We start from the raw sequence: 14,843 nt of genomic DNA on the forward strand, positions 1-14,843 counted from the left end.
TTTATATAACCGCGGCTGATCCAATAAAGCTTAAGCTTCGATATCTATCGTTGCGCTTTCTTGGTTAGGGCCACCCTGTGACACCATCACCATAGCAGGGCGCAGCAAGCGACTGTTCAGCTCATAACCCTTTTGCATCACCAACATCACAGTGTTCGCAGGGAACTCGGCGCTTGGCTGCATGCCAATCGCTTGATGTTGATCAGGGTTAAATGACTGACCTTGTGGATCAATTTGCTTAACACCAAATTTAGCCACCGCAGTGAGTAAGCTTTTTTGAGTTAACTCAACACCTTGATAAATCGCTTTAGTCGCTTCATCTTCTGGGTTTGTACCCATTAGCGCGCGCTCCATGTTATCAAGCACAGGCAAAAGCTCATTGGCGAACTTTTCCAAGGCAAACTTGTTCGCCTTTTCCACATCCATTGCGGCACGACGACGAATGTTATCGACCTCGGCTGCGGCGCGGATGACTGAATCCTTCTGCTCTTCAACTTTCGCCAAAGCTTCAGCGAGTAACTGTTCCAGCTCTTCAATACGGAAATTGGCCTGGGTAAGCTCATCGATCAGACTTGCTTCTGCGGTAGATACTTCAGACTCTACACCCTCTTGGATCAGATCCTGTTCTGCTTTAATCGATTCGTTGCTCATTTTCACTCCAGCTAAAAATGCTTTGTTTCTGAAATACTCTGGGCATATTATGGGGATCAATTTTGACGTTTCAAGGCCTAAGGCCAGATCTAGCATAAATATGACCACAAAGTTTCATACTATCGGCCTTATCGGCAAACCTCACCACCAAGGGACCAACCAAACCTTAAAACGTCTGCATTATTGGCTGACAATGCAGGGCTTTGAAGTCTTAGTGGAAGAGCGTGTTGCTACCGAATTAGGACCCAATATCATAGCGGTCGATTTACTAGAAATTGGCGCGCGTTGCGACTTAGCCATAGTCGTCGGTGGTGACGGTAACATGCTCGGCGCGGCAAGGGTATTAGCCCGCTTCGATTTAGGCGTGATTGGGGTTAACCGCGGCAATTTAGGCTTTTTAACCGATCTGCCGCCCGATGCCTTCGAAGAGGCGCTCGCCAAGGTACTCGATGGAGAGTTCGATACCGAGCATAGATTCTTACTCGAAGCCGAAGTCTATCGCCACGGTATGCTCAAGGCGAGCAACACCGCCGTCAACGAAGCCGTACTCCATCCGGGTAAAATTGCCCACATGATTGAGTTTGAGGTCTATATTGACGATCAGTTCATGTACAGCCAACGTGCCGACGGCATGATAGTGTCAACACCTACCGGTTCAACGGCCTACGCCCTCTCCGCTGGCGGCGCTATCCTGACGCCTAATTTACAGGCCCTAATCTTAGTACCTATGTTCCCGCACACTCTGTCGTGTCGCCCGATTGTTGTCGATGCGTGCAGCACGATAAAAATGGTTGTGTCACCTGAAAATGGCGAAAACCTCGAAGTCAGCTGTGATGGCCACGTGCATTTAGCCGTGTTACCCGGCGATGAAATTATAGTGCGCCGCAGCTCTGAACGTTTACGGCTTATTCATCCTAAAGGACACAACTATTTCCACGTGCTGCGGACCAAATTAGGCTGGGGCAGCAAGTTGTTTTAAGTCTGTATCTTTTGATTAAATCCCCAATAAAAGAGACATATCACGTCTCTTTTTTATTTTGTAAATTTAACCTAAAAGGTTGCCATTAAAGCCTTATCTTTTCCCCTGCACAGTCTTTGGTGAACTTTTTAGCACCTCTCACAAACGGCAGGTATTCACATTAATGACGTTTAAGCATTAATGACACTAACCAGTTTGATAAAAGTTCAAACAGTATTTTTTAGTTTTGTTACTTAAAATTTCTGCTTCAATTTCACCCTGTTCTCTCAATTTCTCCTCTTAACCCATTAGAAGCGGTCACTTTTTATTTCAACTTTTCTGTTATTCGCTCAATATACTTGAATATTTGGGCTGGCTGTTCGCTCAAATAAACTGAAACTAAATTAAACAATGGTTATTAAATTTCATATTAAAGTAAAATTCATTAAGTGATATCCATCACAATAAAATCCCACCATTTTAAAACGTGCTCTAGATCACTATAAAAAACCATTCCAAAATGGACATATTAGGCAAACATTACAATAGCTTGATGAAAATAGAAGTAAATGAGTTAATCTAGCCACAACAATCTATGCGACTTTAATCACACCTTAAAAATGACTGAAAAAACCAATAACAGACTATTAATGAAATAAATGGATCAGTTAATTGCAATAATGACGATGAATATGAGTGATAGCTCTACTTTTAATAACCAGAAAAACAACAAATTTAATTTAATATAACCAAAGTAGATATACACCCAACAGTCTAAGTGATCATTGTCACATATAAGAAAATCCCCCGAGAGAAGCACCCCGCAGCACTGTAAATTAGCATTTCATATAACAGCCAAGATGATCTAGATCATATTAGTCAAGCTCACAATAGCGTCTAGTACACAACACAGAATGTCGAGACCGTAAGTACTTGCAGTATTAACTGCTGATTTATTGGTCTGGGAAGTCGACATGAAGGCAGATGAAAAATCCTAATATCAATAATAAGACAGACCACTTTATGAAGAGGCAAGCATGACAATACTTCAACTCCTCGCTAGCTTGACGCCAGTGCTCAGTGTAATGCTATTTCTAGTGTTACTCAGAATGCCTGCATCTAAGGCTATGCCTATCTCCATGATAATCACAGCGCTCGCCGCCGTGTTTATTTGGCAAATGGATACCACATTACTGGCGGCATCGGTCCTCGAAGGACTGCTCTCAGCCATCACACCGTTAACCATCATTTTTGGCGCCGTATTCCTACTCAATACCCTGAAATACTCAGGTGCCATGGACACTATCCGTGCTGGGTTTACTAACATCAGTGCCGATGCCCGTGTACAAGTCATCATCATCTGTTGGTTATTCGGTGCCTTTATTGAAGGTAGTGCTGGTTTTGGTACTCCCGCAGCCATTGGCGCACCACTACTGGTATTGCTTGGTGTACCACCCGTTGCCGCAGCTGTCGTGGCTTTAATTGCTGACTCGGCCTGTGTATCCTTCGGTGCGATTGGTCTACCCGTACTTTTTGGGATGGAACAGGGTCTGATCCAAGGTGGCGTGAGCATGGCGGCGGAGCAATTTGCTGCCCATGGCGGTAACTATGCTGGTTATGCTCGATATATCGTCATGCATATGATCACTATCGATTTAATCACAGGTTCATTAATTCCTCTCGTAATGGTGACCATGCTGACAGGATTCTTTGGTCGCAATAAATCCTTTAAGGAAGGCTTAGCAATTTGGAAATTTGCGATTTTCTCAGGTCTTGCCTTTACCGTCCCCGCATGGATCATCAACTACCTTGCAGGCCCAGAATTCCCTTCGGTTATCGGTTCATTGATCGGTATGGCCTTAGTGATCCCCGTTGCGCGTAAAGGCTACTTACTGCCTAAAACGCCATGGAATGATTTCGCAGAGAATGACAGTCAAGAAAGCGGAAAAGTCGAAACAACGGCTAAGTTTTCCCAAATTGCCGCTTGGACACCTTACATCATCATGGCTGCGCTTTTGGTACTGTCGCGTACAGTGGCACCGTTAAAAGCATGGTTATCAAGCTTTAACATCAGCTGGACAGGCCTAATGGGCACTGAGCTTAAAGCCAGCTTCGCAACCTTATATGCACCAGGTGCCTTCTTTGTTGCCGTGTGTATTTTAGGTTTCTTCCTGTTCAAAATGAAAAGCCCTGCGATTCAGCAAACGGTCGGTGTTTCATGTAAGTCCATGTTGCCAACCATTATTTCATTAGGCGCATCAGTGCCTATGGTAAAAATCTTCTTAAACTCAGGCGCGAATGGTGCAGGTCTTGCCTCAATGCCTGTCGCTTTAGCGGATATGTTGGCAGGTTCCATGGGCGCTGTGTGGGCTTGGATGGCGCCTATCGTGGGGATTTTTGGTGCCTTCTTATCGGGTTCCGCCACGTTCTCAAACATGATGTTCTCCAGCCTACAATACAGCGTTGCCGACAATATTGGCATGAACCACACACTGGTATTGGCACTACAAGGTATCGGTGCAAACGCCGGTAACATGATGTGCGTAATGAACGTGGTTGCCGCTGCAACGGTAGTGGGTATGGCAGGTAGAGAATCAGAAATTATCCGTAAAACAATGCCTGTTGCCATTGGTTATGCCTTACTGGCGGGCACAATAGCTACCCTGTGGGGTGGATTCTAAGCCGTTTTATTTTATTGAATGCCCGAAGTCACTCCCAGTGACTTCGGCTTTAATCTATTAATAAAGAGAGTGATGCTATGTCGATTAACTATAAACTGGTCATCGATGATCTAAGAACGCAATTAGGTGATCATCCCGTGACGGATGATCCCGTTCGCCGTTTTGCCTGGTCCACCGATGCAAGCTACTTCAGGATAGTCCCAGAAGTGGTTGTCCATGCAGAAACCCTAGAACAGGTAAAGCTCACATTAGCCGTTGCCCGTAAGCATGATGCACCAGTCACGTTTAGGGCCGCTGGAACCAGTTTATCTGGCCAAGCTATCGGTGAAGGTATTTTGTTGATCCTTGGCCATGATGGTTTTAGAAAGATTGAAGTCAGTAGCGATGCCAAACAGATCACCTTAGGTGCTGCAGTCATTGGTTCCGACGCTAACGCCGTACTCGCGCCGCTTAACCGCAAAATTGGTCCCGATCCCGCCACCATAGGCTCCGCCAAAATTGGTGGTATTGTGGCAAACAATGCTTCGGGAATGTGCTGTGGTACTGCGCAAAACAGTTACCAAACTATCGCTTCCGCGAAACTTCTTTTTGCAGATGGTACTGAACTCGATACAGGCTGTGAAAAATCAAAAGCTGCCTTTGTTAAATCCCATGGAAAAATACTGGATGCGCTGACAGAACTGTCGCACATGACTCGCCATAACACAGTGTTAGCGGACAGAATTCGTAAAAAGTATTCCATTAAAAATACCACCGGCTACGGCATCAATTCGTTACTCGATTTTACCGACCCATTTGACATCATCAACCACTTAATGGTGGGGATGGAAGGCACCTTAGCCTTTATTAATGAAGTCACTTATCACACAGTGAATGAAGCTAAATTTAAAGCCTCAGCTATGGCCGTATTCCATAATATGGAAGATGCCGCACGAGCCATACCACTGATAAACGGTGAAAGCGTTTCTGCTGCTGAACTCCTTGATTGGCCATCAATCAAAGCAGTAACGGGCAAGCCTGGCATGCCAGATTGGTTATCAGAATTACCGGCCCTATCCGCTATTCTACTGATAGAATCCCGTGCTGATGACGACAAAACCTTAGAAAATTATACTCAAGATGTCACCGCGAAACTCGTCGGCTTTGACTTTATCCGCCCAATGGAATTTAGTACTAATCCAGCGGTTTATGACAAATACTGGGCAATGCGCAAAGGCTTGTTCCCGATTGTAGGTGGTGAGCGTCCAAAGGGAACCTCAGTTATCATCGAAGACGTGGCCTTTGAACTAGAGCACCTTGCTGCTGCGGCGCACGATATCACTGAGCTTTTCCATAAACATGGTTACCCTGAAGGCTGTATTTATGGCCATGCTCTTGCGGGTAACTTCCACTTTATCATTACCCCCACCTTCTCGACTCAAGCCGATATCGATCGTTTCCATGCCTTTATGGATGATATTGCCGACATGGTGATTAACAAGTACGACGGTTCAATGAAAGCCGAGCATGGTACTGGCCGTGCTGTCGCGCCGTTCGTCGAAAAAGAATGGGGACAAGATGCTTACACTTTGATGAAGAGCATCAAACAAGTATTTGATCCACAGGGTATTCTAAACCCAGGCGTTATTCTTAACGACGATAGCAATGTCCACGTTAAAAACATCAAGCCCTGCCCTGTGGTCGATGATTTTGTTGATAAATGTATCGAATGTGGTTTCTGTGAAAAAACCTGCCCAACATCGGCACTCAACTTCTCACCTCGTCAGCGTATTGCGACTCTGCGTGAAATCGAACGTTTAGAACAATCCGGTGATAAAGCCGCCGCAGCAGAAATGCGCGCCGCCGCTAAATACGATGTAGTTGATACCTGTGCCGCCTGCCAGCTTTGTACTATTGCTTGCCCAGTGGATAACAGCATGGGCCAACTGGTGCGTAAACTGCGCACGCCGTACATCAGCACTACTGAACAAAAAGTCTTAGATTTCCAAGCCAAACACTTTGGCGCAGTTAACCAGGTTATCAGTTCAGGTTTTGACATGCTTGGCGTGATCCACAAGATCACTGGCGATAGCATTACCAGTGCCCTAATGAAAACCGGCCGTTTGATTTCAAAAGAAGTGCCTTATTGGAACCCCGATTTCCCGAAAGGCGGCAAATTGCCAAAACCATCACCCGCTAAAGTTGGCCAAGAAACAGTGGTTTACTTCCCAGCCTGTGGCGGCAGAACCTTTGGTCCGACGCCAAAAGATCCCGATAACCGCACTTTGCCAGAGGTGGTTGTCACGCTGCTGGAACGTGCTGGCTATAACGTCATCACGCCAGAAAAAACCCGCGATTTATGTTGCGGCCAGATGTGGGAATCTAAGGGCGACTTTAAAAACGCCGATGCCAAACGCCAAGAACTTATCGATGCAGTGAGCAAGATGACTAATGGTGGCAAGCTGCCAGTGATCGTCGATGCCCTGTCTTGCACCTACCGCACTTTGTCAGGTAATCCAAAAGTACAAATTATCGACTTAGTTGAGTTTATGCACGACAAGCTACTGACTAAGCTCAACATCAGCAAAAAAGTCAATGTGGCACTGCACTTAGGTTGTAGCGCACGCAAGATGAAACTTGAACCTAAGATGCAAGCAATCGCTGATGCCTGCTCTGCACAAGTGCTCAAACCTGCAGGAATTGACTGCTGCGGTTACGCGGGTGAAAAAGGCTTGTATAAGCCTGAAATCAACGCCAGCGCACTGCGTAATATCAAAAAGCTCATTCCTGTCGAGATTAAGGAAGGCTATTACGCCAACCGTATGTGCGAAGTCGGTTTGACCCAACACAGCGGCATTTCCTACCGCCACTTAGCTTATCTGCTCGAAGAGTGCAGCCGCTAATCTGGTATGTCAGTAGTAAACAACGGGGCTATTTTTAGCCCCGTTTGTTTATATAAGCGAACTATTCTCATTTATTTGTCATTAAGTATTTTTTGAGAATTTCAAACCTGAATAAATACATTTTAAAACCAATGTAATCATCAAGTTAAAATATTCTCATTTTTGAAAAAATCTACAAACTCATTTACTAAATTAGGGCTACTTATTCCGCTAAGATAGGCCTATATTTGATCAACTACCTTAGCATTAGTGTGGATATTGGGTCACACTGCAAGGCAATGTCGTTCACTAACAAGAAAGAGAAAACACAATGAAAATCGCCCTTTTCATCCCGTGTCTAGTCAATCAAATGATGCCAGAGGTCGCGATTGCCACCTTGGAATTATTAGAGAAACTCGGGCACCAAGTGATTCTACCCGCGGGTCAAACATGCTGTGGCCAGCCGATGACAAACTCGGGTTGCTTCGATGCAGCGCGCAGCACCACCCTTAAATTGCTCAACGCCTTTAAGGGAGTGGAATGCGACGCTATTGTTTGCCCTGCCGCCTCTTGCTTAGTGGCCGCCAAAGAAAACTTCCACGAGTTTGATAGCAGCCCAGAAGCACAAGCTGTGATCAACAAACTCTATGAACTGACTGAGTTTTTACACGATATCGCGCCGATCCCCGCCTTTACCAAGCCCTTCGCGCACAAAATTAGCCTGCAACTGAGTTGCCATGGCATTCGCATGTTAAGCCTTGCCACCCCAAGTGAGCAAATGGGACCAAGATTCAACAAAGTCGAAGCTGTATTGGCCAATATTGCAGGCATAGACATAGTGTATCCAGACCGCCGTGACGAATGCTGCGGCTTTGGTGGCACCTTCGCCGTCGATGAAGGCGCAGTGTCGGCTAAGATGGGGAAAGACAAGGCCCAAGCCCACGCTGCAACGGGTGCTGAATATGTGGTGGGTTTTGATCCCTCATGCCTGTTGCACCTCGATGGCATGATCCGCAGACAGCAATTGCCGATTGAAATTCGCCACATAGCGCAAGTGCTAAACGCCGCGCTCTAGGAGACTCACCATGGCTTACAATCATAATCACGGAGCTAATGGCTCCCAAGTCCATGCCCATAAAGCCGATATTTTTTGCCGCGACGAAACCCGTGTCGACTGGCATTCAAAAGCACTATGGATGCTCAGAGAAAAACGCGACCGCGCCGCGGGTAGCATCCCAGAATGGGAACAACTGCGCCAGCTTGGCTCAGAAATTAAGCTCCACACGCTAACCCATCTTGCTCAATATCTTGAAACCTTTGAACAAAACTGTATCGCCAACGGCATACAAGTCCATTGGGCGAAAGATGGCGCAGAGCACAATCGTATCGTGCATGACATTTTATCCCGCCATAAAGTCAAAAAGTTGGTGAAGTCTAAGTCTATGCTGACCGAGGAATGTCACCTCAATCCGTACTTAGAACAACGTAACATTGAGGTCATAGATACCGACTTAGGTGAGCGGATTATTCAGCTCGCTAAAATGCCACCATCGCATATTGTGGTGCCCGCTATCCATATGAAAAAGGAAGAAGTCGGCGAACTCTTCCATGAAAAACTCGGCACTAAAGCGGGGGCAGCCGATCCCTTGTATTTAACCCGCGCCGCCCGTGCCCACCTGCGTGAACAGTTCCTTAGCGCCGATGCCGCGATGACAGGCGTGAACATGGCAATTGCCGATAAAGGCGCCGTGGTGGTCTGCACGAACGAAGGCAACGCCGACATGGGTGCTAACCTGCCTAAGTTGCAGTTGCATTCAATGGGCATCGACAAAGTGGTGCCCGATATCGATAGCGCAGCCGTTTTACTGCGAACACTGGCACGCAACGCCACAGGCCAACCTGTCACGACTTATAGCGCCTTTTACCGTGGCCCACAGCCCGAAGGTGAGATGCACATTATTATCGTCGACAATGGCCGCACTGAGATGCTCAAGGATAAAATCCTCGCAGAATCATTGAAGTGTATTCGTTGTGGTGGTTGCCTCAATACCTGTCCTGTGTATCGTCGCTCCGGCGGTTACAGCTACAACTACACTATCCCTGGCCCAATTGGTATCGCAGTGGGCGCTAAGATTGATGACACGAACTCGATTGCCTGGGCCTGTACCTTGTGTGGCAGCTGTACCTATATCTGCCCAACTAAGGTGCCGCTCGATAAGATTATTTTCCACCACAGACGCCTTAAGGCTGAAGCCGGAAAACTCCCCTATGGCAAAAACAGTTACATGCCATTAGTGGGTAAATTTATGGCAAGCGAAACCATGCTGAACTGCTCTATGAGTGTGGCGAGAACTGCGCTGCGCATTCTACCGGGTAGTCTGTTAAAACCCTTTAGCGGTGCATGGGGTAAATACCGTGAACTGCCCGTTGCCCCGAACTCCAGCTTCGAAGCTTGGTTTAAGAAACACAGGAGCCTATAAGATGTCTAGTAAACTTGAAATTCTCAATGCGCTCAAACTGTCGGCCTTAACAAATCATCCTATGCCAAGCATAGATGTGACGCCAAGAGTCGAAAATCTCGTCGGCCAGTTCGAGACCAACCTCAATACTGTCGCGGGTACGCTGCATAAAGAAGGTGGCATCAAAGCCCTGCAAGCCAAAGTCAATGAACTTATCGCCCAAGGGTTACAGGTCATCTCCCTTGTAGAGGGTGTCACGGCAAACCGTGAAATGCCACCCACTGCCCACGAGCTCAAAAACATAGATTATGCAGTGATCCCAGGTGACATTGGCGTTGCCGAAAACGGTGCCATTTGGGTTAACAATAAGAATCTAGGCCACAGAGTGACACCTTTTATCTGTGAAAACCTGATCTTAGCCCTGCCAACGAATAAGATTGTGCCGACCCTACATCAGGCAGCTAAAGAAATCACGTTAGCCTCAGGTGAGTTCGGGGTGTTTATCGCGGGTCCATCAAAAACCGCCGATATCGAACAAGCCCTCGTCGTCGGCGCCCACGGCGCCTGCAGCTTGAACGTGTATTTGCTCTAATGCCTCGAGATTTAATGTAACCAAGAAAATTCAAGGGTTATGGAATAATCGAAACACAAAAGCCGCCTTCATTAGCGGCTTTCTTATTGAGACTTCGCTGAATGATATTTGAGTTGTAGGCTGATAAACCACTAACACAGCTTACCAATTAACGTTTATTGACTAACAGTTTACAGGCTTGCCATGGCATTCACTCGCCGACTCGGTGAATAGAAACCTAGGGTTTCTAAGCTTATGAACGAGAGCCATGGTAGTTCTCATGCATCCCTGCATTGCACGACATTCAGGCGTCCTGCCTGTCAGATGGCGAACTGGCAGTTAAACGCGGATGTTGTTCAAGTCAATCCGTGGATGCAGGGTCGCCCCGTCCTGCTCTTTGATGAACGGCGCCATCTCTGATATTTATCTGCGTACGTTAGTGAACACTTAAATATAAATCCAACATTAAGATGTTGATTTAAATTGTGATATCACTACGTTCTAAGACAATCGTTAGTGATAAGCAGGGGATCTTTATCAAGTCGCTTTAACCACGTGCGATAGCGCACATACTGAGGATACCTTGGTAGTATCCTCGACTCGGTTGATAGTATTCTCGATTATGTCCATGAGGCATTTATAGTAAAGGTGAGTAAATGAACGAGGTATTACTACAAATAAAGGCGCTCACCAATGGTGATCCTTTATTGACGGCTGTCATTGTTGGAGTATCAACATTAACGTTAATTGGACTCGTAGGCTATATGCTAAAAGATGTCCCCGCGAAGCTGTTAAGTTGGCTCAGTAGTCTGCTGTTTGTGCGGCTCACTATAGACGATAGCCATCAGGCGCGCACAGAGGTATTCAATAAACTGTCCTTTTTGATCAGTAATACTACCATTCCGTTTTTTTCACGCTCTATCTCTGAGGCTGTGTACTATGACTATAGTGTGAGTTACGACGGGCGTGTCAGTGTTAAGTCTATCGGCTACGGTATGCACCTATTTAAATACGGTGGTTGTTTCATGTTGGCTACCCGCTCTAAGGTCGATAGTACGATGGCATACGATACTATTACTGTAAGTGCACCATGGTGGGCAAAAGATAAACTATATAGTTTTTTAGAAGATACTCGTGGAGACATCTCTACAGAGCCAAAAGTTAATATTTTCGAAGAAACCGAATGGTGTCGCTATGGCACATTGAAATCATCGGGTTTTAGTGAATTAGTGCTAGATGAAGGGTTTAAGCAGAAGTTGATGGGAGAAGTTGATAACTTCGCAAGTAGAGGGAAATCGGTTGTAAGTAAGCTAACCATACTGTTACATGGAAAAACGGGTACTGGTAAGACGGGTATAGCGAGAGCCTTAGCTGTTGAGTATCATCGCGATCTATACATATTGAATCTATCGACTGTAAATGATGCCACTATTCATAAGGCTATTAGAAAGGTACCGCCCGGAGCTATGTTGTTAATAGAGGACTGTGACTGTGTAAAGGCTACGGTATCACGTACTGCAGAAAGCAATGCAGATAACCCACCACTCACTTTAGGTGGCGTTCTAAACGCGTTAGACGGAATCATTCCTCTTGATGACTGCCTTGTAATCATGACCACAAATCATCCTGATAATCTTGACCCAGCGTTGATACGTAAAGGTCGTGTAGATGTCAGTATTGAAGTACCACTTATAAGTGCAAAACAAGTTAATGAAGACTACTTTGAACGTTTTGGCGCAGTTCTTAATAGAACTGAGCCATTGTTAGGTTGTGAAGTCTATGAACTCCATCGCAGAGCGAACTTAAGATATGGTGTGTGTTGTAAGCCAGTGTAGATGCTCTGGATTCAACAAACCATGAGGTCATGATAGCCATGAATAACAATAAACTGATCGTCTTCAATTAGTGGTAACTGGCCGAGTTGCTGTAATCTGATTTTTAATTCAGCAAGCAGAAATACATTGTCATCCGCCAAACCGGCGGGAAAAACGGTTTTCGCAATTCTAATCGCGTTAATGGATTTATAGCGAATACGCCTTTGCACAAAAAGACAATCAGTAGCCATGATCTCGGATAACACTTGATTTGAGGCTTCATAATCGAGAGGAAAGTCCTCTTCACCGACCAACTGTAGTTGCAAATACACAGGACGAGAAGCTAACAGCGTCATACATTCACGCCATTTAGTATTATTCATCATAGAACTCATAATGTTAAATTGCTTTTTTACCCCTGATGATTAACAAGTTACCTTTGGTGTTTAACAGCCCGTATAGGGATTAAAAATGGTAGCGAATAAAGTAAGCCGCTTAAAGTAATGGGCTAGACGTAAACTCGTTTAGTACATCTTCTGAGGTTGACTCATATTCAACCACCAGTTTATGGGGTGTAAGCCGATACACTCTCACCTCAATATTCCCTCGCACAGCATAAATTAAAGCGCCGCCATAGGTTGTTTCAGGCCCAAGATCTCCTGCTGGAACTTGCTCGGCGGCGCCAATATACAGGCACCCTGACAATACTGTTAAGTTTGCAGAGAGATAATTCGAATTGAGCCCAGCCTCACCTAGCTTAAGGAAAATTTCAACCTCATAACAGCCATCGGCGCCAAGTCCTACGAATAGCACATGACCTTGATTGATTTCCAAAATTTCGTCACTCGGCACAGACCACCAATCAGCCGTATCTTCACAGCGATGAGTTAATGCCGCGGGATCAAATATCGCCATTGTGGCGGTATCTGTGTCAAACCGAGTTGTTGTATAGGGTTTACTCATCATCCTTGCCCACTAACAGAAATGATTCTGACTACCTGTTTTATCCTTGATAACTCCAAACCTAAAATAGAAAAATCGCCATAATTTTAGGCCGTTACTACCACTTACTTACAACAATCCTTTACATAAAGGCTTTAGTGAACGCTTCCTTCGACTGGCGAATGTAGTTACGGGCGCTTTTGGCGTGCTGCTCCCACACGGCGCGGTCGCTAGGATCGGTAAAGGGGTTTTGCTCGGCGGCAATTGAGCGCTCAAATTTGTCGTAGAAGGTCAGCATGGCCGAAGTGATCTGATTAAAACGTTCCTTGAACTCTTGAAATTCATCAATCTTCTCAGTGGTTTTAATCATGTACTGCACTAACTCTGCATTGCTGTTCGAAGCCAATAGCGCCTCAGCTTTAGCACTGATATTGGCACTCGCCTCAGCAATCACCAGCGCGCGTGCCTGCTCGTCTTTACTCATCACTCGGCTGTAATTTTCAGGTGTGCGGGCAATACTGGCATGCTGTAAGTAACTGCGCAGATGCTTATCGAGATCCTTACGGAAATTATCTAAGTTCTTCTGCATACTGACTAAATCATTGTCGAGTGCAGTGACTTGTTGCAGTTCTTTTTCGATTTCAGACATAAACCGTTCGGCCTGCTGATAAATTTTCAGGCCATTTTCTTCAGCAAACTTTTTATCACTACGGCTTAAGTCACTGTTGTCATAATTAGAGCGATCAAAAGTCGCAGCTAAGAATGACTTAAAGGGTTCGGCAAAGGCGGAATACGCACCGGCACTAACCACGTTTAAGGTGGCAGTAGCTAAGTCACCAAAGGGTTTCACCATAGAGCCTAAACGCGCCTGTTGGAGAGGCGATGCCACACGTTTAGCGTCAGTTAAAACCGACCTAAAGGTGTTATATCCCATAGGGTTAGACATTTTATTGCGCTCAGACGTCGCCAACACAAAGGTGATACTTGAATAAATAGCATTCGAGTACTCGAGGTATTGTCTTTGGCTCTCGAGCTGGGCGGCATAATTTTTACCTAAAGTACGAAATGACTCAGACTGCACTTCGTAATTCTTATCAGCTTTCAGCTTATCTAAAATCCCGCCGATAATTTTCTGCTCATTTTTTTGCAGGGCCATATCAAGGCGAATTTTACCTAAGCTCAAATCGTCCAAACTGATAGGGCCATTAATAGCCTCAATATCAAGACGGATATATTGGCGACTCGGATCATCAATAGACACTCGGTGTGCTAAATATTCGTTAGCCCCAGGGGTGATATCGATTAAAGCAACATGCTGCCACTGGGCATCGAGCTTTAATACTGGAGAGGTCAATACATTGATGCGATATTGGGTTTGAGTATTCTGGGTTTTGACCCAAAACTCTAATAGACCCGCTTCAGAAATAGGGTACTTACTGACGATACTGCTATTGCCTTCGACGCAAAGCAGCGCACTTTCACCTGTGTGAGGTTCAGCGCCTTCAAATTGACAACCCATGATCCACGACCAAGGTTGAGATAAACGATTGCCTTCGAAGTCGCTGGCAAACACTAACTCATTCTCTTTGGCACTGGCATTAACTGTCGTTAACACGCCAAGCAACAGCATAGAAATGACTGAAGTGGTGCGCATAAGGGCCTCATAAAACATAAATTACTAAAATCAACGAGCGAGTCATTCGGCTCAATACCCAGTTATATCAACGATCAATCGACCCAAAAGCCTAAGCGAACTCAGTCTATTAATTGAGGACTATAGCCTCGACTTAAGAGCACGCATGGATAAGTCATTTTTGATTGCAGATTAAACCAGCGAAATGTACCAGAGGCCATCATCCCACGCTAGCCCTAAGTCATGTTTAACGACGAAAGATATGTGGGCAAT

The 14,843-nt window shown here is 45.6% G+C and carries 11 protein-coding genes; 7 read left to right on the forward strand and 4 right to left on the reverse strand.

Going from position 1 to position 14,843, the window contains the following annotated elements:
• Nucleotides 1–30: 30 nt before the first annotated feature.
• Nucleotides 31–651: a nucleotide exchange factor GrpE gene (gene grpE / locus L5M28_RS00790; protein WP_028760692.1), complete on the reverse strand. Its 621-nt coding sequence runs from the start codon at nt 649–651 to the stop codon at nt 31–33.
• 100 nt (nt 652–751) lie between these two features.
• On the opposite strand from grpE, the gene nadK reads away from it, so the two are divergent.
• From nadK to L5M28_RS00825, 7 genes are all read left to right on the forward strand, one after another.
• Entirely contained in the window at nt 752–1,630 is an 879-nt protein-coding gene (gene nadK / locus L5M28_RS00795; RefSeq protein WP_081729057.1) for an NAD(+) kinase, read from the forward strand.
• A 1,016-nt stretch (nt 1,631–2,646) separates the two neighbouring features.
• Entirely contained in the window at nt 2,647–4,290 is a 1,644-nt protein-coding gene (locus L5M28_RS00800; RefSeq protein ID WP_049821741.1) for an L-lactate permease, read from the forward strand.
• 77 nt (nt 4,291–4,367) lie between these two features.
• Complete coding sequence (locus tag L5M28_RS00805; protein ID WP_263202112.1) at nt 4,368–7,172, forward strand: FAD-binding and (Fe-S)-binding domain-containing protein; 2,805 nt, start codon at nt 4,368–4,370, stop codon at nt 7,170–7,172.
• A gap of 310 nt (nt 7,173–7,482) precedes the next feature.
• The gene (locus L5M28_RS00810; RefSeq protein ID WP_113941022.1) at nt 7,483–8,226 is read left to right on the forward strand and encodes a (Fe-S)-binding protein; all 744 of its coding nucleotides are present in this window, start codon (nt 7,483–7,485) and stop codon (nt 8,224–8,226) included.
• 10 nt (nt 8,227–8,236) lie between these two features.
• A complete protein-coding gene (locus tag L5M28_RS00815) occupies nt 8,237–9,631 on the forward strand; it encodes a lactate utilization protein B (RefSeq protein WP_131522986.1) in 1,395 nt (464 codons plus the stop codon).
• A gap of 1 nt (nt 9,632) precedes the next feature.
• Nucleotides 9,633–10,202 (forward strand): lactate utilization protein C, encoded by a 570-nt coding sequence (locus tag L5M28_RS00820; RefSeq protein ID WP_263200278.1) that lies wholly within the window; start codon nt 9,633–9,635, stop codon nt 10,200–10,202.
• Nucleotides 10,203–10,837: 635 nt separating this feature from the next.
• A complete protein-coding gene (locus L5M28_RS00825; RefSeq protein ID WP_263202115.1) occupies nt 10,838–12,016 on the forward strand; it encodes an AAA family ATPase in 1,179 nt (392 codons plus the stop codon).
• Between the two features lie 11 nt (nt 12,017–12,027).
• On the opposite strand, the gene L5M28_RS00830 is transcribed toward L5M28_RS00825, so the two are convergent.
• From L5M28_RS00830 to L5M28_RS00840, 3 genes are all read right to left on the reverse strand, one after another.
• Complete coding sequence (locus L5M28_RS00830) at nt 12,028–12,378, reverse strand: hypothetical protein (protein WP_249195660.1); 351 nt, start codon at nt 12,376–12,378, stop codon at nt 12,028–12,030.
• 112 nt (nt 12,379–12,490) lie between these two features.
• On the reverse strand, nt 12,491–12,958 hold the full coding sequence (locus tag L5M28_RS00835; RefSeq protein ID WP_263202117.1) for a DUF6386 family protein: 468 nt from the start codon (nt 12,956–12,958) through the stop codon (nt 12,491–12,493).
• A gap of 121 nt (nt 12,959–13,079) precedes the next feature.
• The gene (locus tag L5M28_RS00840; protein ID WP_263145081.1) at nt 13,080–14,591 is read right to left on the reverse strand and encodes a hypothetical protein; all 1,512 of its coding nucleotides are present in this window, start codon (nt 14,589–14,591) and stop codon (nt 13,080–13,082) included.
• Nucleotides 14,592–14,843 lie beyond the last annotated feature (252 nt).

The sequence above is a fragment of the Shewanella sp. SW32 genome, assembly GCF_025653365.1.
GTDB classification, from domain to species: domain Bacteria; phylum Pseudomonadota; class Gammaproteobacteria; order Enterobacterales; family Shewanellaceae; genus Shewanella; species Shewanella oncorhynchi.

What these genes read in the sequence shown, in the direction of transcription:
- L5M28_RS00835 (WP_263202117.1), bottom strand. Translation starts at nt 12,958, where the DNA reads ATGAGTAAACCCTATACAACAACTCGGTTTGACACAGATACCGCCACA.
- L5M28_RS00805 (WP_263202112.1), top strand. Translation starts at nt 4,368, where the DNA reads ATGTCGATTAACTATAAACTGGTCATCGATGATCTAAGAACGCAATTA.
- L5M28_RS00840 (WP_263145081.1), bottom strand. Translation starts at nt 14,591, where the DNA reads ATGCGCACCACTTCAGTCATTTCTATGCTGTTGCTTGGCGTGTTAACG.
- grpE (WP_028760692.1), bottom strand. Translation starts at nt 651, where the DNA reads ATGAGCAACGAATCGATTAAAGCAGAACAGGATCTGATCCAAGAGGGT.
- L5M28_RS00800 (WP_049821741.1), top strand. Translation starts at nt 2,647, where the DNA reads ATGACAATACTTCAACTCCTCGCTAGCTTGACGCCAGTGCTCAGTGTA.
- L5M28_RS00815 (WP_131522986.1), top strand. Translation starts at nt 8,237, where the DNA reads ATGGCTTACAATCATAATCACGGAGCTAATGGCTCCCAAGTCCATGCC.
- L5M28_RS00825 (WP_263202115.1), top strand. Translation starts at nt 10,838, where the DNA reads ATGAACGAGGTATTACTACAAATAAAGGCGCTCACCAATGGTGATCCT.
- L5M28_RS00830 (WP_249195660.1), bottom strand. Translation starts at nt 12,378, where the DNA reads ATGAATAATACTAAATGGCGTGAATGTATGACGCTGTTAGCTTCTCGT.
- L5M28_RS00810 (WP_113941022.1), top strand. Translation starts at nt 7,483, where the DNA reads ATGAAAATCGCCCTTTTCATCCCGTGTCTAGTCAATCAAATGATGCCA.
- L5M28_RS00820 (WP_263200278.1), top strand. Translation starts at nt 9,633, where the DNA reads ATGTCTAGTAAACTTGAAATTCTCAATGCGCTCAAACTGTCGGCCTTA.
- nadK (WP_081729057.1), top strand. Translation starts at nt 752, where the DNA reads ATGACCACAAAGTTTCATACTATCGGCCTTATCGGCAAACCTCACCAC.